At 74.2% G+C, this 23,330-nt stretch carries 5 protein-coding genes and 1 pseudogene; all 6 read right to left on the bottom strand.

The window, feature by feature from the left end; translation table 11 throughout:
* Window positions 1–56: 56 nt before the first annotated feature.
* On the bottom strand, window positions 57–794 hold the full coding sequence (locus LNW72_RS26990; protein ID WP_250977728.1) for an ABC transporter permease: 738 nt from the start codon (window positions 792–794) through the stop codon (window positions 57–59).
* Window positions 791–1,825 carry an ABC transporter ATP-binding protein gene (locus LNW72_RS26985; protein ID WP_250977727.1) on the bottom strand — a complete coding sequence of 345 codons (1,035 nt, stop codon included), beginning with the start codon at window positions 1,823–1,825 and terminating at the stop codon, window positions 791–793. The genes LNW72_RS26990 and LNW72_RS26985 overlap by 4 nt, the downstream gene beginning before the upstream one ends.
* Window position 1,826: 1 nt before the next feature.
* A complete protein-coding gene (locus tag LNW72_RS26980; protein ID WP_250977726.1) occupies window positions 1,827–2,690 on the bottom strand; it encodes a hypothetical protein in 864 nt (287 codons plus the stop codon).
* Window positions 2,691–2,832: 142 nt separating this feature from the next.
* Window positions 2,833–5,970: pseudogene (locus LNW72_RS26975) on the bottom strand (type I polyketide synthase); the annotation flags it as partial.
* Window positions 5,971–6,035: 65 nt separating this feature from the next.
* Window positions 6,036–11,444, bottom strand: coding sequence for a type I polyketide synthase (locus tag LNW72_RS26970; RefSeq protein WP_250977724.1), 5,409 nt, complete (start codon window positions 11,442–11,444; stop codon window positions 6,036–6,038).
* A 30-nt stretch (window positions 11,445–11,474) separates the two neighbouring features.
* On the bottom strand, window positions 11,475–23,312 hold the full coding sequence (locus LNW72_RS26965; RefSeq protein ID WP_250977723.1) for a type I polyketide synthase: 11,838 nt from the start codon (window positions 23,310–23,312) through the stop codon (window positions 11,475–11,477).
* Window positions 23,313–23,330 lie beyond the last annotated feature (18 nt).

Below are 23,330 nucleotides of genomic sequence, written 5' to 3'. Positions count from 1 at the left end.
CGCCGTCGGCGGGAGCTTCCCCGCTGACGGCGCCGGTGCCGGCGGCCGGGCGACGATCAGGCCCTGGCGGCCTCACGACGGGTGTTGAGGATGACGGCACCGGACAGGACGACCGTCCAGCCGGCGAGGACCAGCGCGGCGACCAGGGTGCGGGTGCCGTGCAGGAGCGCGCCGTGGCCGACGTCCGCGAGCCAGTAGCTCGGCAGGGCCTTGACGATCGCGGTCAGCCAGCCGGGGAAGCCGGTGGTCGGCAGCAGCAGGCCGCCGAGGAAGCCGAAGAGCAGCACCAGGCCCTGGAGATACATCTGCTGGTGCTCGACGGCCACGTACAGACCGATGACCAGGCCGAGGACCGCGCACGGCAGGGCCGCGATCCAGATGCCGAGCGTGATCTGCAACCAGCCCGCGAAGGACAGGTGCACATCCTGGAGGGTGGCGCCGGCGAGCGCGACGAAGACCGGTCCGGGCAGCGCAACGATCATGCTGACGGCGATCTTCGACAGCAGGTACGTACGCGGCAGCAGCGGGGTGAGCCGCAGCTGGCGGTGCCAACCGATCGCCCGCTCATGGGAGACCCGGGCGCTGGTGTGCATGGAGGAGGTGAACGCGCTGTACGCGGCCAGGCTGCACATCAGCCAGGCGCTGTACGTGATGCCGTGGCCGTTCGGGATCTCCTTGCCCTTGTAGAGCATGCACTCCATCAGGTAGAGGCCCACGGGCAGGACGATCGCGAAGATGATGAAGCGGGGGCCGCGGAGCATCCGCTTGATCTCGATGGACAGGTAGCCGGTCATGCCGCGTCCTCCTGCACTTCCGAGTCGTCGCCATCGGTGGCGGTCAGGGAGAGGAACGCCTCCTCCAGGCCGCTGGCGGTGATCTCGATGTCGTACGCGTCGGGGTAGGTGGTGAGCAGGGCGCGCAGGCTCTTGTCGGAGTCCTCGCAGTGCAGTTCGACACGGCCCAGGCGCAGCGTGACCGCGGTCACCCCGGGCAGCTTCCGCAGGTCCGCCTCCTTCGCGTCGGGGACCGAGGCGCGCAGCACGCGGCCCGCGGTGAGGGCACGGATCTTGGCGACGGTGCCGTCGGCGGCGATCTCGCCACCGCGCATGAGGACGACGCGGTCGGCGAACTCCTCGGCCTCGTCCAGGTAGTGGGTCGCGAAGACGACCGTGCGGCCGGTGTCGGTGAACTTCCGCATGGACTCCCAGAACTTGCGGCGGCTGCCGACGTCCATGGCGGAGGTGGGCTCGTCGAGCACCAGGAGCTGCGGGTTGCCGATGAGCGCGCAGGCGAAGCGGGCGCGCTGGCGCTGGCCGCCGGAGAGCTTGGTGCCGCGGCGGTCGACGATGTCCTCGATGTTGGCGCGTCGCAGCACCTCGTCGAGGGGCAGCGGCTTCTTGTAGAGGGAGGAGATCATCTCCAGCGTCTCGCGGACGGAGATGTCGTCGATCAGCGAGCCCTCCTGGAGGACGGCGCTGACCAGCCCTTCCCGTACCGCGAGGTAGGGGGCCCGGCCGAAGATGCTGATCTCGCCCGAGGTGGGGTGGGACAGGCCGAGGATCATGTCGATGGTGGTGGACTTGCCCGCGCCGTTGGGGCCGAGGAGCGCGACGACCTCGCCGGGGTTGATGGTCAGGTCGACGCCCTTGACCGCCTGGACCTCGCCGTAGACCTTGCGCAGCCCGGTGACGCGGATGGCCGGCTCGACCTCGGGCGCGGACTTCTTCTCGGCTCCAGCGGCTGCGGGCGCCGGCGCCGGCTCCGGCGGTGCCGCTACCGGAACGGTCCCCTCTGCCCTGGCGGTGGTCTTCTCTGTGGTCTTCATGTCACATCCGGATCTGTCGGGAGAGGTCCTGTGCGGTCAGCAGCTCGGCCAGCGCCGTGGCGGCGCCTTCGTCACGCAGCAGGTCGGTGTGATCGCAGTCGAACCGGAGTTCACGGGCCACGGCTCCGGCCGCGCCGTCCGGGTCGGTGGAACGCAGCCGGTTGAGTCCGCTGAGCGGGCTTCCGGAGCTGAAGGCGACGGCGTCAGTCCACGCGGTGGCGGCCGAGGAGTTGAGCTGTCCGGCCGCGACGACGTAGGCGACGAAGGAGGTGAAGGACTCGGTGAACTCGGTCCGGCTCTCGGGTTCCAGCTCGATCTCGTCGAAGGCGGCTTCGCTGATCTCCCGGAAGAGCCCGACGAGCACCGGGCCGATGTACCCGAGGTTCTCGGGGTCGGCCTCCAGCGCCTGCCGTGCGGTCTCCTGGGCCTCGGCGACCGGTTCGGCACCGATGATTCCCGCGAACAGCTCGACGGATTTGTGGAACTGCCAGAGCAGACCGAACGCGTTGGCCTGCTCGGGGTCGAACAGGATGAGCTGAGGGGCTCGTTCCTGCCACTGCGCTATGCGGCCGGCCAGGGCGGCGGCGTACACCGCTCCGGCGCAGAAGCCGAGTACGGCGCCGACCTGCTGCCCGCTGCCGCGGACGTCCTCGAACCAGCGGTCGAGGTACTCCTCGCCCGACGGCCCGATGTCGGTGGCGATGGCCTGCGGCATCGTCTCCCAGACCGGATGGCTGGTGGCGGTCAGGCCGACGATGTCGGCGAATCGCGCATCGGGTCGCCCGGTGGCCGTGAAGTCGACAGCGAGGACCAGATCTCCTGGGCCCTTGCCGCCGATTTCCCACCACGCATCGGATGTCTCCACCAACAGCCCCTTCCGTTCCCTGCTGTCCCGTGCACCCGCATGGGGAGTGCTTCCGATGCTAGAAGCGGGCAATTGCACTGAGATCCCCTAGCGGACCCCCTAGCGCCCCCTACTCGTGCGGGGCAACCGCCGCGGCCGGTGCCGGGGCCGCTGCCACGATCTCCAGCAGGTGCTCGGCCAGCTCGTCGGGCGTCTCGTACTCGTAGATCACGGCGGCGGACAGCCGGGCGCCGACGGCCGCGCCGATCCGGTCGCGGAACTCGACGGCGAGCAGCGAGGAGAACCCGAGGTCGATGAACTCGCTGTCGGCCTCGATCTCCCCGGCGGACGCGTGGCCGAGGACGGACGCGGTGACCGAACGCACCAGGTCCAGCAGGAGCTCGGCGCGGGCCGGCCCGTCGGCCGCGTGCAGCCGCCGCTGGAACTCCAGCGGATCGTCGGCCTGCGGGTCCCCTCCCCCAGCTACCGCTGGGAGGTGCCCCCGAGCGTCCGGCAGGTCCAGGACGCTGCCGGCGGCACCGGGAGCGGCGGGTCCCGCCGAGGCGCGGCCCGCGGCCGCCAGCCAGTAGTGCTGGTGCTGGAAGGCGTATGTCGGCAGCGGGGCCCGGCGTGCGCCGGTGCCGTCGAAGAGCGCGGCCCAGTCCACGGCGGCGCCGCGCATCCGCAGCCGGGCGGCGGCCTCGGTGACCGCGTGCGGCTCGGTGCGGTCCCTGCGCAGGACGGGGAGCACGGCGGCGGGCGCCGGTGCGGTCAGGCAGTCGCGGACCAGCGCGGACAGGACGGCGTCCGGGCCCAGTTCGAGATACGTGGCAGCGCCCTCGGCCTCCAGGCTGCCCACGGCGTCGGCGAAGCGCACCGTCTCGCGGACGTGCCGCACCCAGTAGTCGGGGCTGCGCAGTTCCTGCGGGGTGACGGGCTTGCCGGTGAGGGACGACACGATCGCGATGGTCGGCTCGAGGTACGTCAGGCCGTGGGCGACCTGCCCGAACCCGTCGAGCATCGGTTCCATCAGCGAGGAGTGGAAGGCGTGGCTGACGGTGAGGCGCTTGGTCTTGCGGCCCAGGTCACGGAAGTGCCCGGCGACCGTCTCGACCGCCGCCTCGTCGCCGGAGATGACGACGGCCTGCGGGCCGTTGACGGCCGCGATCCCGACTGCTTCGGTCAGGTGCGGCAGCACCTCCGCCTCGGTGGCCTGCAGGGCCGCCATCGCGCCGCCGGCCGGCAGCGCCTGCATCAGCCGGCCCCGGGCGGCGACGAGCGCCGCCGCGTCCTCCAGCGACCAGAGCCCGGCGACGTGCGCGGCGGCCAGTTCGCCGATCGAGTGCCCGGCGAGCAGGTCGGGCCGTACGCCCCAGGACTCCAGCAGCCGGTACAGGGCCACTTCGAGAGCGAAGAGCGCGGGCTGCGCGTAGCCGGTCGTGTCCAGCAGCGCCGCCTCCGCGGTGCCCGGTTCGGCGAACAGCACCTGCTGGAGGGGGTGTTCGAGGTGCGGGTCGAGCGCGGCGCACACGGCGTCCAGCGCCCGCGCGAACGCCGGCTGCGCGGCGTGCAGTTCGCGGCCCATGCCGGGCTTCTGGCTGCCCTGCCCGGTGAACAGGAAGGCGATACGTCCGCTCCCCTGCGCCTCCTGGACCACGGCCGGGCCCTGGCCGCCCGCCGCGAGTCCCTCCAGCGCGGCCAGCAGGCCCGCCCGGCTGTCGGCGACGAGCGCCGCCCGGTGGCTGAGCTGGGTACGGGAGGTGGCGAGGGACAGTCCGATGTCGGCGGCCGACAGGTCCGGGCGGTCCGTGACGTGGGCGTGCAGCCGGGCCGCCTGGGCGCGCAGTCCCGCGGCGCCCTTCGCGGACAGCAGCCAGGGCACCGGACGGTGCTCCGGGGCCGCGGCCGCCTCGGCCGGCTCCTCCTGCGGTGCCTGCTCCAGGACGACGTGGGCGTTGGTGCCGCTGATGCCGAACGCGGACACCGCGGCGCGGCGCGGCCGGCCGCTGTCGGGCCAGGCGCGGGCCTCGGCGAGCAGTTCGACGGCGCCCGCCGACCAGTCGACGTGCGGGCTGGCCTCGTCGATGTGCAGCGACTTGGGGAGCACCGCGTGCCGCAGCGCCATCACCATCTTGATGACGCCGGCGGCGCCCGCGGCGGCCTGGGTGTGCCCGAGGTTGGACTTCACCGAGCCGAGCCACAGCGGCCGGTCGGCGGGCCGGTCCTGGCCGTAGGTCGCGATGAGCGCCTGGGCCTCGATCGGGTCACCGAGTACGGTGCCGGTGCCGTGCGCCTCGACGGCGTCGATGTCCCCGGTGCTCAGCCCGGCGGCGGCCAGCGCCTCCAGGATCACCTGCTGCTGGGACGGGCCGCTGGGGGCGGTGAGGCCGTTGCTGGCGCCGTCCTGGTTGATGGAGCTGCCCCGCACCAGGGCGAGGACGGGGTGCCCGTTGCGGCGCGCGTCGGAGAGCCGCTCCAGGAGCAGCACGCCGACGCCCTCGCCCCAGCCGGTGCCGTCCGCGGCCTTCGCGAACGGCTTGCACCGGCCGTCGGGGGCCAGCCCGCGCTGCCTGCTGAAGTCGATGAACGTGTCGGGGGTGGCCATGACGGTGACGCCGCCGGCCAGCGCGAGACCGCATTCGCCGTTGCGCAGCGCCTGCATCGCCAGGTGCAGCGTCACCAGCGACGACGAGCAGGCGGTGTCGACGGTGACGGCCGGGCCCTGCAGCCCCAGCGCGTACGAGACGCGTCCGGACAGCACGCTGCCGGCCGTACCGGTGCCGAGGAAGCCCTCGACGCCGTCCGGGATCGACGCCCGGTCCGAGCCGTAGTCGTGGTACATGACGCCCGCGTAGACGCCGGTCCGGGTGCCGCGGACGGTCGCCGGGTCGATCCCGGCGTGCTCGAACGCCTCCCAGGACGCCTCGAGCAGCAGCCGCTGCTGCGGGTCCATGGCCAGCGCCTCACGCGGGCTGATGCCGAAGAACGCGGCGTCGAAGTCCCCGGCCCCGGCGAGGAATCCGCCCTCCTTGGCGTAGCTCTTGCCCAGGGCGTTCGGGTCGGGGTCGTAGAGGTTCTCGACGTCCCAGCCCCGGTCGGTGGGAAACCCGCCGGCGCCGTCGCCACCGGCGGCCAGCATCTCCCACAGCTCCTCGGGCGAGGTGATCCCGCCCGGGTAGCGGCAGCTCATGCCGACGATGGCGACGGGTTCGCGGGTCCTGTCCTCCAGGTCCTGGATGCGGCGGCGGGCCTGGAGGAGATCGGTGGTCGCCCGCTTCAGATAGTCGCGGAGCTTCTGTTCGGTGTCCGTGGTCATGCGTGCTTCAGCTCCTTGTATCGGGCGAGCGGGCGATCAGGTGGGACGGGTCAGTCGGAGCCGATCTCGCCGTCCAGCAGCGCGAACAGCTCGTCGTCCGAGGCCTCGTCGACGGTCGCCGCCTCGTCCTGGGCGGCCGGCGCGGGCGCTGCCGCGTCGTGCCAGCGGGACAGCAGCGCCTGGAGGCGCACGGTGACCTTGGAGCGGGTCAGCTTGTCCAACCCGTCGGTGTTCAGCAGCGGTTCGAGCTGTTCCAGGCTCGCGAGCAGCGCCTGCGCGGGGTCGTCGTCCGCGGGGGCCAGTGCCTGGAGGAGATGGTCGGCCAGCTCCAGCGGGGTCGGGTAGTCGAAGACGAGCGTGGCCGGCAGCCGCACCCCGGTCTCGACGACGAGCCGGTTGCGGAACTCCACGGCCGTCAGCGAGTCGAAGCCGAAGTCCTTGAACGGCTTCTCCGCCTCGACGGGCTGGTCGGCGGCGAAGCCGAGCACGGCCGCGACCTGCTTGCGGACCAGCCCCAGCACCAGCTGCGGCCGTTCGCCGACCGGCAGCGCCGCCAGCCGCGCGGTGAGGCCGCCGTCGGCCGCGCCCGCTCCGCCGGCCGCCGCCGCGCGCCGCACCGGGCCGCGCACCAGCGACCGGAACATGCCGGGCACCTCGCCGCTCATGGCGCGGCCCAGGGCCCGGGTGTCCAGGCCGACCGGCACCAGGAGCGCCCGGTCCGCGGCGACCGCCGTGTCGAACAGTGCGAGGCCCTGCTCCTGGCCGAGGGCCAGGATGCCGCCGCGCGCCATCCGCTCGACGTCGGCCCCGGTGAGGGCCGATCCCATGCCGCCGGTCGCCGGGTCCCACAGGCCCCAGGCGAGCGCCGTGCCCGGCTGCCCCGCGGCCCGGCGCTGGGCGGCGAGGCCGTCCAGATAGGTGTTGGCGGCGGCGTAGTTGCCCTGTCCCGCGCCGCCGAAGACTCCGGCCGCGGAGGAGAACAGGACGAACGCGTCCAGGTCCAGGTGCGCCGTCAGCTCGTGGAGGTGACGGGCGGCGTCGGCCTTGGGGCCGAGGACGGACGCGACGCGGGCGGGGGTCAGCTTGCCGATGACGCCGTCGTCCACGATGCCGGCCGTGTGCACGACGGCGCTGAGCCGGACGACACCCGCCAGCAGTCCGGCCAGGCTGTCGCGGTTCGAGACGTCGCAGGCCGCGACGGTCACCGCGGCGCCGGCCGCCTCCAGTTCGGCGACCAGGGCGTCCGCGCCGGGCGCCTCCGGACCGCGGCGGCTGACGAGCAGCAGGTCCCGTACGCCCCGGGCGGTGACCAGGTGCCGGGCGACGAGCGCGCCCAACCCGCCGGTTCCGCCGGTGATCAGGACGGTGCCGTCGGAGCACCAGGGGGCGGTGCCGGCTTCCGCCGTGACCGCACGGACGAGCCGCGGCGCCCACAACACACCTTCACGGAGTGCGAGTTCGGATTCGGCGGCGGAGAGCACGCCCTTCGGAACCACGTCCGCGTCGGTGTCCAGCAGGACGATGCGGCCCGGGTTCTCCGCCTGGGCGGCCCGGACGAGGCCGGTCACCGCCGCCTGGCCGAGATCCGTCACCCCCTCGCCGGGGGTCACCACCGCCGCGCCGCGGGTCAGGACGAGCAGCCGCCCGTCCTCGTTTTCCTCGTCGGCCAACCACTCCTGAAGGTCCGTCAGTACGGCGCTGACCGCATCGGCCGCGGAGCGACCGGCCGGTGCCGTCAGAACGGTCGGCGCGGGTCCTGAGTCCGTGGCACCGGGGGTGATCTGCTTCCACTCGACGGTGAACAGCGCGTCGTCGGAGGTGTCCGGGGTGCCCAACTGGGCTGCGGACACCGGTCGCAGGGTGAGGGTGCCGATCGACGCGACCGCGCCGCCCTCGGCGTCGGCGACCCGCACCGAGACACCGCCGGGGGTGGCCGCCGGGGCCAGCCGTACCCGCAGCGCCTTGGCGCCCGAGGCGTGCAGGGTGACGTCCGACCAGGCGAAGGGCAGCCACATGGCGCCCGGGTCCGCGTCGGCCGGGCCGCTCATCAGGCCGGGGCCGCCCAGCGCGACCGCGTGCAGCGCGGCGTCCAGCAGGGCGGGGTGCAGACCGAACAGCCCGGCCTGCGACTCCTCCTGCTCGGGCAGCGCGACCTCGGCGAAGACCTCGTCACCGAGCAGCCAGGCGGCCCGCAGGCCCTGGAAGGCCGGGCCGTACTCCAGGCCGCGGCCGGCCAGCTCGTCGTAGAGGTCGTCCACCGCGACCGGCTCGGCGCCGGCCGGGGGCCACTGCGCCAGATCGAACCCGGCGGCGGGGGCGTGCTCGGTGAGCGTGCCGTCGGCGTGCCGCGTCCATGCCGTGCCCTCCGGCGCGCCCTCCGGCCGGGAGAAGATCGTCACGGCACGCAGCTCGCCGCCGTCCAGCCGCACCCGGACCTGGACGGCGCCCACGGCGGGGACGACCAGCGGCGCGTGGAGGGTCAGTTCCTCCAGCGTGCCGCAGCCCGCCAGGTCACCGGCGTGCACGGCGATCTCGACGAGTGCGGTGCCGGGGACGATCACGGTGCCGTTGACGGCGTGGTCGGCCAGCCACGGGTGGGTGGCGAGCGACAGCCGCCCGGTGAACAGCAGCCCGTCAGACTCCGGGATGCCCACGGCCGCGCCGAGCAGCGGATGTCCCGCCGTGTCCTGGCCGAAGTCGGCGGCGTCGCCGCTCGGCAGGGCGTTGGACTTGAACCAGTAGCCGCGGTGCTGGAAGGCGTACGTCGGCAGGTCCACGAGTCCGGCGGCGGCGCGGCCCGCGAAGAAGGCCCGCCAGTCGACGCCGATGCCGCGCAGGTACAGGCGGGTGACGGCCTCCACCAGGGTCTGTGCCTCGTCGCGGTCCCGGCGCAGCGCGGGGACCAGGACCGACGCGACCGGGTCGGTCACGCTCTCGGCGCCCATCGCGCTCAGTACGGCGTCGGGTCCCAGTTCCAGGAACGCGGTGACGCCCCGCTCCTCCAGTGTGGTGACGGCGTCGGCGAAGCGGACGGCCTCACGGACGTGCCGGACCCAGTAGGCGGGGTCGGTCAGCTCCTCCTGGGTGGCGGCCTTGCCGGTGAGCGTCGACACGATCGGGATCGAGGGCGCGTGGTACGTGAGCCCGGCCGCGACGGTACGGAACTCCTCGAGCATCGGCTCCATGTGGACGGAGTGGAAGGCGTGGCTGACGGTGAGGCGCTTGGTCTTGCGGCCCAGTTCGTCGAAGTACGTGACGACCTGCCCGACCGCGTCCTCGTCGCCCGAGACGACGATGGAGGTGGGCCCGTTGACGGCCGCGATGCCCACCCTGTCGGTGAGCCGCGGCAGCACCTCGGCCTCGGTGGCCTGGATCGCCGCCATCGCACCGCCGGACGGCAGTTGCTGCATCAGCCGGCCGCGGGCGGAGACGAGCAGCGCCGCGTCCTCCAGCGACCACACCCCCGCCACATGAGCGGCAGCCAGCTCCCCGATGGAGTGGCCCGCCAGCACCTGCGGCCGGATGCCCCACGCGGCGACCTGCCGGAACAGGGCCACCTCCAGGGCGAACAGCGCGGGCTGGGTGTAGCCGGTCGCGTCCAGCGAGCCGTCGTCCGCGAACAGCACGTCCTTGAGCGGACGGTCCAGGTGCGCGTCGAATGCCGCCGCTACCTCGTCGAGCGCCGCCGCGAACACCGGGAACGCGGCGTACAGCTCCCGCCCCATGCCGGCCCGCTGGCTGCCCTGGCCGGTGAACAGGAAGCCGAGCTGCCCTGATCCGGGGCCGTCGCGCAGGACGCCCGGCGCGCTCCCGCCGTCGGCGAGGGCCGCGAGGGCGGTGAGCAGTTCCTCCCGGCCCCCGGCCACCACGCCCGCCCGGTACGGGAAGGCGGAGCGCGTCGTGGCGAGTGCCGAGCCGACCGTGGACGGGTCGGCGGTGACGGAACCGTCCCGCAGGTACGCGTGCAGCCGCCCGGCCTGCGCGGTCAGCGCCTCCGGGGTGCGGGCGGACAGCAGCCACGGCACGACCGGCAGTTCGGCGACCGCGGCCTCCTCCGCCGACTCCTCGGCCGGCGTCTCCTCCACGATCACATGCGCGTTCGTCCCGCTGATGCCGAAGGAGGAGACGCCCGCGCGGCGGGTCCGCTCCCCCGCCGGCCACGGCCGGGCCTCGGTCAGCAGCTGGACGGTCCCGGCCGACCAGTCGACGTGTGAGCTGGGCGCGTCCACGTGCAGGGTGCGCGGCAGTTCCTCGTGATGCAGGGCGAGCACCATCTTGATGATCCCGGCGACGCCCGCGGCGCCCTGGGTGTGCCCGAGGTTGGACTTGATCGAGCCCAGCCACAGCGGCTGGTCCTGCGGGCGCTCCTGCCCGTAGGCGGCGATGAGCGCCTGTGCCTCGATGGGGTCGCCGAGCTTCGTTCCGGTGCCGTGCGCCTCGACCGCGTCGACCTGGTCGGCCGACAGCCGGGCGCTCGCCAGCGCCTGGCGGATGACGCGCTGCTGGGAGGGGCCGTTGGGGGCGGTGAGGCCGTTGCTGGCGCCGTCCTGGTTGACGGCGCTGCCGCGGACCACGGCCAGCACGCGGTGCCCGTTGCGCCGGGCGTCGCTGAGCTTCTCCAGCAGCAGGACGCCGACGCCCTCCGAGAGACCGGTGCCGTCGGCGGCCTCCGCGAACGGCTTGCAGCGGCCGTCACCGGCCAGCCCGTCCGCCCGGCTGAACTCCAGGAACGTTCCGGCGGAGCCCATCACCGTCACCCCGCCGGCCAGCGCCAGCGTGCACTCGCCCGCCCGCAGCGCCTGGCCCGCGAGGTGCAGGGCGACCAGGGCGGACGAGCAGGCGGTGTCGATGGTGACGGCCGGGCCCTCCAGGCCCAGCGCGTACGAGACCCGGCCGGACAGGACGCTGCCCGCGACACCGGTCATCATGTGCCCGGCGACCTCGGCGGGCATCTTCTGCAGCCCGCGCAGGTAGTCGGAGCTGCTGACGCCGGTGAAGACCGCCGTGCGGGTGCCGGACAGCGCCACCGGGTCGATCCCGGCGCGTTCCAGCGCCTCCCACGACGTCTCCAGCAGCACCCGCTGCTGCGGGTCCATCGCGAGGGCCTCGCGGGGGCTGATCCCGAAGAACTCGGCGTCGAACTCGGCGGCGTCGGCGAGGAAGCCGCCCTCGGGGGCGCCGTCGCCCGCGGCGCCGCCCTTCTCCCGTTCGCTGTCCTGGAACTGGGTGAGGTTCCAGCCGCGGTCGGTGGGGAACGGAGTGAGACCGTCCGCGCCGGCCGCGAGCAGCTCCCACAGCTCCTCGGGCGAGGTGACGCCGCCCGGGAAACGGCAGGCCATCCCGATGATCGCGATCGGCTCGCGGTCCTTGTCCTCCGCCTCCCGCAGCCGCCGACGGGCATCGTGCAGGTCAGCGGCGACCCGCTTGAGTGTGTCGACCAGCTGCTTCTCGTCCGCCATCAGTTCTCCTCAAAGGTGTGCAGGGCGCCGTCAGGCGATGCCGAGTTCGTCCGTGATGAAGGCCAGGACCTCGTCGGTCGTGGCGTCCTGCAGTCGTTCGTTGACGTTCTCGCCGGTGTCGCCGCCCGCGCCGGCGCGCAGGTTCTTGAACCGGGAGAGCAGTTCCTCCAGGCGGGCGGTGACGGCGGCGTGGACGCTGTCGTCGAGGGACACCTCCGGCAGATAGCCGTCGAGGCGGTCGAGTTCGGCGAGCACGGCGTCGGCCGGGTCGGTCTGCTCGGGGGCGAACTCGCCGTAGAGCAGCCGGGCCAGCGCCAGCGGGGTCGGGTGGTCGAAGACGGCGGTGGCGGGCAGCCGGACACCGGTGGCGGCGCCGAGCCGGTTGCGGAACTCCACGGCGGTCAGCGAGTCGAAGCCCAGCTCCTTGAAGGAGCGGGTGGCGCCGACCGCCGAGGTGCCGGCGAAGCCGAGCACCGCCGCCGCGTAGGACTGCACCAGGTCGAGCAGCACGGTCTCCCACTCGTCGGTGGGCAGTGCGGCGAGCCGCTTGCGCAGCGCGTCGCCCTGGGCGCCGGCCTCCGCCGCCGACGCGCCCTGCGCGGTGCGCCGGGACGGGCCGCGGACCAGGGACCGCATCAGCGGCGCCACCGGGCCGTCGCCGGCCTGCGAGCGCAGGCCCGCGGTGCTGAGGCCGATCGGGACGAGAGCGGGCTCCGTCCCGCCGACTCCGGCGTCGAACAGGGCCAGGCCCTGCTCGGGGCTGAGCGGCCGGATGCCGGAGCGGGCCAGCCGCGCCAGGTCCGTGCTCTCCAGGTGCCCGGTCATACCGCTCGGCTCGGCCCACAGGCCCCAGGCGAGGGACACGGCGGGCAGCGCCGCGGCCCTGCGGTGGGCGGCGAGGGCGTCGAGGTAGGCGTTGGCCGCCGCGTAGTTGGCCTGGCCCGCGTTGCCGAAGACCCCGGCGGAGGAGGAGAACAGGACGAACGCGTCCAGTTCCGTGCCGGCCGCGACCGTCAGCTCGTGCAGGTGCCGGGCCGCCTCGGCCTTGGGGGCGAGGACCGCGAACAGCTTCTCGGGGGTGAGCTTGCCGAGCGTCGCGTCGTCGAGCACACCGGCCGCGTGGACCACACCGCGCAGCGGTCGCGCCTCAGGAACGGACGCGAGGAGCGCGGCGACCGCGTCCCGGTCGGCGACGTCGCAGGCGGCGACGGTGGCGGTGGCTCCCGCCCCGGAGAGTTCGGCCACGAGTTCGGCCGCCCCCGGGGCGTCCTGGCCCCGCCTGCTGGTGAGCAGCAGGTGCCGTACGCCGTGCTCGCCGACCAGGTGCCGGGCGACGAGCGCGCCCAGACCGCCGGTACCGCCGGTGATCAGGACGGTGCCGTCGGACTGCCACGGCGCCAGGACGTCGGCCCGCGCCTCGGCCCGGACCAGCCGGGGGGCGAGGATCTTCCCGTCCCGCAGCGCGAACTCCGGCTCACCGGTGGCCAGGGCCGCCGCGAGCAGCGTCCGGGAGGGGATGCCGGTGCCGATGTCCGCGAGGACGATCCGGCCGGGGCTCTCGGACTGCGCGGAGCGCACCAGGCCGTGGACGGCGGACTGCGCGAGGTCGGCGATGTCCTCGCCGGCCTCGGCGGCGACCGCGCCGCGGGTGACGACGACGAGCGTGGTGCCGTCGGTGCGCGGGTCGGCGAGCCACACCTGCAGGTCGCCGAGTGCCTGCATGACGGTGTCCTCGGTGCCGCTCTGCCAGTGCACGGGCGTCAGGACGGTGCCGATGGAACCGTCCAGCTCATCGGTGCTGAAGATCTCCGGCAGGCCGGGGAAGAGCGGGTCGTCGCCGAACACCGCCCAGTCCGTGGGTGCTTGCGGCTGGTCGTCCGGGGCCGTGACCGCGGTCCACTCGACGCGGAACAGCGAGTCCCGGAACGGGTCGGAGCCGGCCGAACCGAGCTGGGCGAGCGCCTCCAGGGGGAGGCGGCGCAGCAGCAGGGAGTCGACGGCGGCGACCGGCGCCCCGGTGGCGTCGGCGACGTTCAGGGTGACGGCGCCGGTGCCGGGCGCCGCGGCGATCCGCACCCGCAGGGCGGAGGCCCCGACGCTGTGCAGCGCGACACCGGACCAGGCGAACGGCAGCCAGGGCCCCTCTCCTTCGTCACCTTCCAGGAATCCACCGAGCGCGATGGCGTGCAGGGCGGCGTCCAGCAGGGCCGGGTGCAGGGCGTAGTCGGCGGCCGCGGAGACCGCCTCGGTGGGCAGCTCGACCTCGGCGAAGAGCTCGCCGTCGCGCCGCCAGGCCGCCCGCAGTCCGCGGAAGACCGGCCCGTAGTCCAGGCCGACGGCGCCGAGGTCCGCGTACAGGCTCTCGGTCGTCAGCGCCTCGGCGCCGGCCGGCGGCCACTCGGTGAGGTCGGGTCCCGGGGCCGGGGTGTCCGCGGTCAGCAGACCGCTCGCGTGCCGGGTCCACGGGGTGTCCTCGTCGCTGTCCTCGGGCCGGGAGAAGACCGCCACCGGGCGGTGTCCGTCGGCGGCGGGCTCGTCGACCAGGACGCGCAGCTGGGTCTCGCCGCGCTCCGGCAGGACGAGCGGGGCCTCCAGGGTCAGTTCGGCCAGCGTGCCGCAGTCGGCCTCGTCACCGGCCCGTACGGCGAGTTCGAGCAGCGCCGTCCCGGGGACGAAGACCACCCCGCCGACCGCGTGATCGCCCAGCCAGGGCTGGGACTTGAGGGAGAGCCGGCCGGTGAGCAGGTGGCCGTCGCGGTCGGGCAGCGCCACGGCCGCGCCGAGCAGCGGGTGTCCTGCGGGCGTCTGGCCGAGCCCGGCCGGGTCCACGGACCCGGAGACGGCCTCCAGCCAGTAGCGCTCGCCCTGGAACGCGTACGTCGGCAGGCCGGTGCGCTCCAGCGTGCGGCCGGCGAAGACCGCCGACCAGTCGGGGCGTCCGCCGTGCGCGACCAGCCGCCCGAGGGAGGTCAGGACGCGGCCGGCGCCGCCGTCGTCGCGGCGCAGCGTGCCGGTGACGACGACGTCGTCGGCTCCGGCGGCGGCCACGGTGTCCTGGACGCCGACGGTGAGCACCGGGTGCGGGCTGCACTCGACGAACACCGTGTGCCCGGTGAGGGCGAGCGCCCGCACGGCCGGCTCGAACTTGACGGTGTGGCGCAGGTTGCGGTGCCAGTACGTGGCGTCCATCTCGCTGCCGTCGATCAGCCGGTCCTCCAGCGTGGAGTACAGCGGGACGCGTCCCACCTGCGGCCGGACGGGGGCGAGCACGTCCGCCAGCTCCTCGCGCAGCGACTCCACGTGCGAGGAGTGCGAGGCGTAGTCGACGTCGATGCGGCGGGCCCTGATGGTGCGCCGCTCGCAGGTGGCGAGCAGTTCGTCGAGCGCGCCGGGGTCTCCGGAGACGACGGTGGAGGACGGGCCGTTGTTCGCGGCCACCGAGATCTGGCCGGGCCAGGCGGTCAGCAGCTCCTCGACCTCGGCGGCGGGCAGCGGCAGGGAGACCATGCCGCCGGTGCCGGCGAGCCCGACGAGCGCGAGGCTGCGCAGGGTGACGACGCGGGCGGCGTCCTGGAGGCTGAGCGCCCCCGCGACGCACGCGGCGGCGATCTCGCCCTGCGAGTGCCCGACGACGGCGGACGGCCGGATGCCGAGCGACTCCCAGACGGCGGCGAGCGAGACCATCACCGCCCACAGGGCGGGCTGGACCACGTCGACGCGCTCCAGGGACGCGGCGCCCTCGACGCCGCGCAGCACGTCCAGCAGCGACCAGTCGGTGAACTCGTCGGCTGCGGCGGCGCACGCTTCGAGGCGGGCCCTGAACACCGGTGAGGTCTCCAGGAGTTCGGCGGCCATGCCGATCCACTGCGAGCCCTGGCCCGGGAAGACGAAGACCGTCTTGCCGGGGGCGCCCGCGAGGCCCTCCTCGACGCCGGCGGCGGGAACGCCGTCGGCGATGTCCTTGAGGGTCTGGATCAGCGTCGGCCCGTCCGCACCCACGAGCACCGCGCGGTGCTCGAAGGGCGTGCGGGTGGTGGCCAGCGCGTGCCCGATGCTGCCGAGCGCGGTGGCGCCGAGCTCGGGCGCTCCTGCCAGGTGGGCGTGCAGCTTGCGGGCCTGGGCGCGCAGCGCGATCTCGCTGCGGCCGGTGAGCAGCCACGGCACGGGTGTGGTGCCGGTGGCGGTGAACGGCGCGGGGGCGGCCGGCTCCTCGACGGCGGCGGCCGGCTCGATCGCCGGCGCCTCCTCCAGGATGACGTGCGCGTTGGTCCCGCTGAAGCCGAAGGCGGAGACGCCCGCCCGGCGGGCGCCGGACCCGCCGCGCGGCCACGGCCGCGCCTCGGTGAGCAGCTCCACGTTCCCCGCGGACCAGTCGATGTGCGGGCTGGGCTCGCCGACGTGCAGCGTCGCCGGCAGCTCCTCGTGGCCGAGCGCGGTGACCATCTTGATGACGCCCGCGATACCGGCGGCGGCCTGGGTGTGGCCGAGGTTGGACTTGACGGAGCCGAGCCACAGCGGCTGGTCGGCGGGCCGCTCCTGGCCGTAGGTCGCGATGATCGCCTGGGCCTCGATCGGGTCGCCGAGCCGGGTGCCGGTGCCGTGTGCCTCGACCGCGTCGATGTCGGCGGCAGCCAGTCCGGCGGAGGCCAGCGCCTGCCGGATGACGCGCTGCTGGGAGGGGCCGTTGGGGGCGGTGAGCCCGTTGCTGGCGCCGTCCTGGTTCAGGGCGCTGGCGCGGACCACGGCGAGGATCTCGTGCCCGTTGCGCCGCGCGTCCGAGAGCCGCTCGACGAGGATCATGCCGACGCCCTCGGCCCAGCCGGTGCCGTCCGCCGTGGACGCGAACGCCTTGCAGCGGCCGTCGGCGGCCAGTCCCCGCTGGCGGCTGAAGTCGACGAACGTGTCGGGCGTGGCCATGACGGTGACACCGCCGGCCAGCGCCAGCGTGCACTCGCCGCGCTGCAGGGCCTGGATCGCCAGGTGCAGGGCGACCAGGGACGAGGAGCAGGCCGTGTCGACGGTGATCGCCGGTCCCTCCAGCCCCAGCACGTACGAGACGCGGCCCGACAGCACCCCGGCGGACGTCCCGGTCCCGAGGAAGCCGTCGACGCCCTCGGGCAGTTCGCCGAGCCGGGTGCCGTAGTCGTGGTAGATCACGCCGGCGAAGACCCCGGTCGAGCTGCCGCGCAGCGTGGCCGGGTCGATCCCGGCCCGCTCCAGCGCCTCCCACGAGGTCTCCAGCAGCAGTCGCTGCTGCGGGTCCATGGCGAGGGCCTCACGCGGGCTGATGCCGAAGAAGGGGGCGTCGAAGTCGGTGGCGTCGTACAGGAACGCGCCCTGGTCGGTGTACGTGGTGCCGGGGCGTTCGCCCGTCGGGTCGTAGAGCGACTCGACGTCCCAGCCGCGGTCGTCGGGCAGCCCGGCCATCGCGTCGGTGCGGGTGGCGAGCAGCTGCCACAGGTCCTCCGGGGAGCGCACCCCGCCGGGGAACCGGCAGCCCATCCCGACGATCGCGATGGGCTCGTCACCGGAGACCGTCGTGCTCGCCACCGGTCCGCCGCCGCCCGCCGCCAGTTCGCCGACGAGCTCGGTGCGCAGGAACGTGGCCAGCACGTCCGGCGCCGGGTAGTCGAAGACGAGCGTGGCGGGCAGCCGCAGACCGGCCGCGGAACCGAGCCGGTTGCGGAACTCCACACCGGTCAGCGAGTCGAACCCGAGGTCCTTGAACGCCCGGGACGGGTCGATGGCCTCGGCGCCGGAGTGGCCGAGAACGGCCGCGACGTTGCTGCGCACCAGGTCGAGCAGGAACTCCTCCTGCTCGGCGAGGGTCATCGCGGCCAGCCGCGGACCGAGCTCCAGCGCGGCCCCGGCGGTGGCCGCACGGGCGGTACGGCGGGCCGGAGCCCGCACCAACGCCCGCAGCAGCGGCGGCACTTCGTCGGGGGCGGCGGTCGCCGGCAGTTCCAGGTGCATGGGGACGAGGGCGTGGGCGGCGAGGCCGACGGCCGTGTCGTACAGGGCCAGGCCCTCGGCGCTGGTGAGCGCCGCCGCGCCGGAGCGCGCCAGCCGTTCGCGGTCGGCCGCCTCCAGGACGTCGGCCATGCCGCCGCCCTCGGAGGCCCAGGCGCCCCAGCCCAGCGACAGGGCGGGCAGGCCCGCACCGCGCCGGTGCGCGGCGAGCGCGTCCAGGTAGGCGTTGGCGGCCGCGTAGTTGGCCTGGCCGGGGTTGCCGAACGTGCCGGCCGCCGAGGAGAACAGCACGAACGCGGCGAGGTCCAGGCCGCGGGTCAGCTCGTGCAGGTGACGGGCCGCGTCGGCCTTCGGGCCGAAGACCCGGTCGACGCGCTCGGGGGTGAGCGACGCGAGGATGCCGTCGTCGAGCAGGCCCGCCGCGTGCAGCACCGCCGTCAGCGGGTGCGCCGCCGGTATCGCGGCGAGCGTGGCGGCCAGCGCCTCACGGTCCGCGGCGTCGCAGGCGGCGAACGTGACGCTCGCCCCCAACGCTGCGAGTTCAGCGGCGAGTTCGGCGGCACCGGGTGCGTTCAGGCCGCGCCGGCTGGTCAGCAGCAGGTGGCGTACGCCGTACTCGGTGACCAGGTGGCGGGCCAGCAGCCCGCCGAGCGCGCCGGTGGCGCCGGTGATCAGCACCGTGCCCTCGGGCGCGAGCGGCGCGGGCACCGTCAGCACGAGCTTGCCGGTGTGCCGGGCCTGCCCGATGTGGCGGAACGCCTCGGGCGCCTGCCGGACGTCCCAGGCGGTGACGGGCAGCGGCAACAGTGCGCCGCTGTTGAAGAGCTCCAGGAGGGCGGCGTACATCTCCTGGATCCGCTCGGGACCCGCGTCCATGACGTCGAACGCCTGGTACGCGACGCCCGGGTGGTCGGCGGCGACCGTGTCCGCGTCCCGGATGTCCGTCTTGCCCATCTCGACGAACCGGCCGCCGCGCGGCAGCAGCCGCAGCGACGCGTCCACGAACTCGCGGGCGAGGGAGTCCAGGACGACGTCCATGCCGCGGCCGCCGGTCGCGCCGAGGAAGCTCGGCTCGAAGTCCAGGGTGCGCGAGGACGCGATCCGGTCGTCGGTCAGACCGAGACCGCGCAGCGTCCCCCACTTGCCGGTGCTCGCCGTGCCGTACACCTCGGCGCCCAGGTGGGCGGCGAGCTGCACGGCGGCGATGCCGACGCCGCCGGCGGCGGCGTGGATGAGGATCTTCTCGCCGGACTTCAGCCCGGCCAGGTCGTTCAGCGCGTAGTACGCCGTCAGGTAGACCACCGGGGCGGCGGCCGCCTCGGCGAACGTCCAGCCGATCGGCATGGGCGCGACGAGCCGGTGGTCGACGACCGCGAGCGGCCCGAACGCACCCGAGAACAGGCCCATCACGCGGTCGCCGGGCGCGAACCCGCTGACGCCGGGGCCCGTCTCCACGACCACACCGGCCGCCTCGAGACCGAGCCGGCCCGCGTCGCCCGGGTACATGCCGAGCACGTTCATCACATCGCGGAAGTTCAGACCCGCCGCGCGGATCGCGACCCGGATCTGACCCTCGGCGAGCAGCTCGGCCGCCTCGGGGAAGTCGGCGACGTAGATGCTGTCGAGGGTCCCGCTGGCGGTGAAGTCCAGCCGCCAGGGGGCCGTGTCGGCATGCGCCGGGAGGGTCTGCAGGCTGTCGGCGGACGAGCTGCGGAGCAGCCGCGCGGTGAGCGCCTGCCCGCCGCGCAGCGCCAGCTGCGGCTCGTCCGCGGCGATCGCGGCGGCCACCGCCGGGACCAGGGCCGCGGCCGAGGCCGGGGTGCCGTCGAGGTCCACGAGCACGATCCGGTCCGGGTACTCGGACTGCGCGGACCGCGCCAGGCCCCACACCGCCGCGGCACCGGGGTCGGCGACGGCGTCGCCGGGAGCGGCGGCCAGAGCGCCGCTGGTGACGAGCACCAGCCGCGCGCCGGGCGGCTGATCGGCGTCCAGCCACTCCTGGAGCAGCGCCAGGGCGCTGTGCACGGTGGCGCCGACGGCCGCGGAACCCGCGGTGGACGCGGACTCGACGGTGGTGAACTGCGCGAGGGCCAGCTCGGCCTCGGCCGCGCCGGCCGCCACCGTCAGGGTCTCCCCCGCCGCGGTGAGCGCGTCGGCCAGGCCGAACGCGTCGGCGCCGATCAGCGCCCAACTGCCTCCGGAGCGCGCCTCGTCGGCGACCTGCAGCGGGGTCCAGTCGAGCCGGAACAGCGACTCGTGGTGGGCGGCGCCACCGGCGGTCGCCGTCAGCTGGTCCACCGCGAGGGCGCGCAGCACCAGCGAGCCCACGGACGCGACCGGTGCTCCGGCGGCGTCGGCCAGCTGGATCGACACACCGCTGCCGGAGGCCGCGGGCGACACCCGGATCCGCAGCACACTCGCACCGGCCGCGTACAGGGCGACGTCCGACCAGGCGAAGGGAAGCTGCGGCGCGCTGCCGTCCTCGACGAAGTCGCCGAGGCTGATCGCGTGCAGTGTCGCGTCGAGCAATGCCGGGTGCAGTCCGAACGCCTCGGTGTCGGCGGACGCGTCCTCGGGCAGTGAGACCTCGGCGAAGACGGTGTCCCCGTGCCGCCAGGCGGCCCGCAGACCCTGGAACAGCGGGCCGTACTCCAGGCCCGACGCCGCCAGGTCGTCATAGAGGTGACCGGTGTCGATCGCGCTCGCGCCGGCCGGCGGCCACTGCGAGAAGTCGAACGCCGGGTCGGGGGCCAGTACCGACGCCGTCAGCAGGCCGTCGGCGTGGCAGGTCCAGGGGGCGTCGTCGGGCGCGTCCTCGGGCCGCGAGAAGACCGTGACGGGCCGTAGCCCGCCCGCATCGGCCTCCCCCGCCTGCACGCGCAGCTGAACGGCGCCCTGCTCGCCCAGCACCAGCGGCGCCTGCAGCGTCAGCTCCTCGACGGTGCCGCACCCGACCTCGTCGCCCGCCCGCACGGCGATCTCGACGAGCGCGGCGCCGGGCACGATGACCGTGCCGGAGACGGCGTGGTCGGCCAGCCACGGGTGGGTGTTGAGCGAGAGCCGCCCCGTGAACAGCACGCTGTCCGTGTCCGGCAGCGTGATCGCACCGCTGAGGAACGGGTGACCGCCGGACCGCAGCCCCAGCCCGGTCGCATCACCGGTCGACGCCACCGTGCGCGGCCAGTACTGCCGGTGCTCGAAGGCGTAGGTGGGGAGATCGACGGGGGTGTGGCCGGTACCGAAGAAGGCCGGCCAGGAGACGGTGCCGCCGTGGGCGTGGAGGCGGACGAGGGCTTCGGTGAGGAGCTGGGCCTCGTTGTGGTCGCGGCGGAGGGTGGGGATCAGGGTGGCGGTGTCGGCGGCGGAGTCGGCGGCCATCGCGGTGAGAACGGCGTCCGGGCCGAGCTCCAGGAACTTGGTGACGCCCTGGTCCTGGAGGGTGGTGACGGCGTCGGCGAAGCGGACGGCTTCGCGGACGTGACGGACCCAGTAGGTGGGGTCGGTCAACTCCTCGGTGGTGGCGGCCTGTCCGGTGAGCGTCGAGACGATCGGGATGGTGGGTGCGGTGTAGGTGAGCCCGGCCGCGATGGTGCCGAATTCGGCGAGCATCGGTTCCATGTGGAGGGAGTGGAAGGCGTGACTGACGGTGAGGCGCTTGGTCTTGCGACCTATCGCGTCGAAGTGCGCGATGACGGCGGCTACGGCGTCCTCGTCACCGGAGACGACGATGGAGGTGGGCCCGTTGACGGCCGCGATGCCGACCTTCTCGGTGAGCTGCGGCAGGACTTCGGCCTCGGTGGCCTGGATCGCGGCCATCGCACCACCCGCAGGGAGCTGCTGCATCAGCCGGCCACGCGCCGCGACGAGCAGCGCCGCGTCTTCCAGCGACCAGACACCGGCAACGTGCGCTGCGGCCAGCTCACCGATGGAGTGACCGGCCAGCACCTGCGGCCGGACCCCGAAGGACTCCAGCAGCCGGAACAACGCCACTTCCAGAGCGAACAGAGCAGGCTGCGTGAAGCCCGTCTCGTTCAACCGGCTGTTGGTCGCTGCGAACAGCACGTCCTTCAGCGGCAGTTCAAGGTGAGCATCGAGCGCGGCACACACCTCGTCCAGCGCCGCCGCGAACACCGGGAAGGCGGTGTACAGCTCGCGCCCCATCCCGGCCCGCTGGCTGCCCTGCCCGGTGAACAGGAACGCCGTCCGGCCCCCGTGTGCGGAACCCTGTACGAGGCCGGGGGCGTCGCCGCCCTCGGCCAGTGCCGTCAGGCCGGCGATCAGACCGGCGCGGTCGGCGACGACGCCCGCTCGGTGGGAGAACACCGCGCGGGTCGTGGCCAGGGAGTACCCGACGGCGGCCGGGGCGAGTTCGAGAGTGGTGGCAGCGAGCAGGTGGTCCCGCAGGCGGGCGGCCTGGGCCCGGACGGCGTCCGGCGTCTTGCCGGACAGCGTCCACGGCACCACCGGCAGCGCGGCGACGGGAGCGGCTTCCTCGGCCTGCGCCTCGACCGGCGCTTCTTCCACGATGACGTGAGCGTTCGTTCCGCTGATGCCGAAGGACGAGATGCCCGCGCGGCGGGTCCGCTCCCCGGCCGGCCACGGCTGGGCCTCGGTCAGCAGCTCGACGTCACCGGCGGTCCAGTCGACATGGGAGCTCGGGGCGTCCACGCCCAGCGTGCGCGGCAGCTCCTCGTGCCGCATCGCCAGCACCATCTTGATGATGCCCGCGACACCGGCGGCGGCCTGCGTGTGCCCGAGGTTGGACTTCACCGAGCCGAGCCACAGCGGCCGGCCCTCCGGGCGGTCCTGCCCGTACGTCGCGAGCAGCGCCTGCGCCTCGATCGGGTCGCCGAGCTTGGTGCCGGTGCCGTGCGCCTCGACCGCGTCGACCTGGTCGGCCGAGAGCCGGGCGCCGGCCAGCGCCTGGCGGATGACGCGCTGCTGGGAGGGGCCGTTGGGGGCCGTGAGGCCGTTGCTCGCGCCGTCCTGGTTGACGGCGCTGCCGCGCACGAGCGCGAGCACGCGGTGGCCGTTGCGCTTGGCGTCGCTGAGCTTCTCCAGCAGCAGCATGCCGACGCCCTCGCCCCAGCCGGTGCCGTCCGCGGCCTCGGCGAAGGGCTTGCAGCGGCCGTCGGGGGCCAGGCCGCGCTGGCGGCTGAAGTCGACAAAGGTGTCCGGGGTCGCCATGACGGTGACACCGCCGGCGAGCGCCAGCGAGCACTCACCGGTGCGCAGCGCCTGGGCCGCCAGGTGCACGGTGACCAGGGACGACGAGCACGCCGTGTCGACGGTGACGGCCGGGCCCTCCAGCCCGAAGGCGTACGAGACGCGGCCTGAGGCGAGGCTGCCGCCGACGCCCAGGAAGCCCTCGACGTCATCGGCGGCGTGCTCGAGCACGTCGCTGTAGTCGCCGTACATGACACCCGCGAAGACACCGGTCGCGCTGCCGCGCACCGAGGCCGGGTCGATGCCCGCGCGCTCGAACGCCTCCCACGACGACTCCAGCAGCAGCCGGTGCTGCGGGTCCATGGCCACCGCTTCGCGCGGGCTGATCCCGAAGAAGCCGGGGTCGAAGTCCGCGGCACGGTCCAGGAAACCGCCGTGCCGGGAGTACGTCTTGCCCACGGCGTCCGGGTCGGGGTCGTAGATCCCCTCGACGTCCCAGCCACGGTCCAGCGGGAACGACGACACCCCGTCGCCGCCCGCTGCCAGCAGCGCCCACAGCTCCTCGGGCGACGTGACCCCGCCCGGGTACCGGCAGGCCATACCCACAATCGCGATCGGCTCGTGGCCCGCGCCGGAGAGCTGGCGGTTCTGCTCGCGCAGCCGCTCCGTCTCCTTCAGCGACGCGCGCAGAGCCTCAACGATTCTCTCGTTCGATGCAGACGTTGCAGACACCTGAACCTCACCCATTCG

Source organism: Streptomyces sp. RKAG293, from assembly GCF_023701745.1.
Classification (GTDB): domain Bacteria; phylum Actinomycetota; class Actinomycetes; order Streptomycetales; family Streptomycetaceae; genus Actinacidiphila.
Note: the sequence above shows the minus strand (reverse complement) of the source record. Positions and strands in the feature narration are given on the sequence as shown.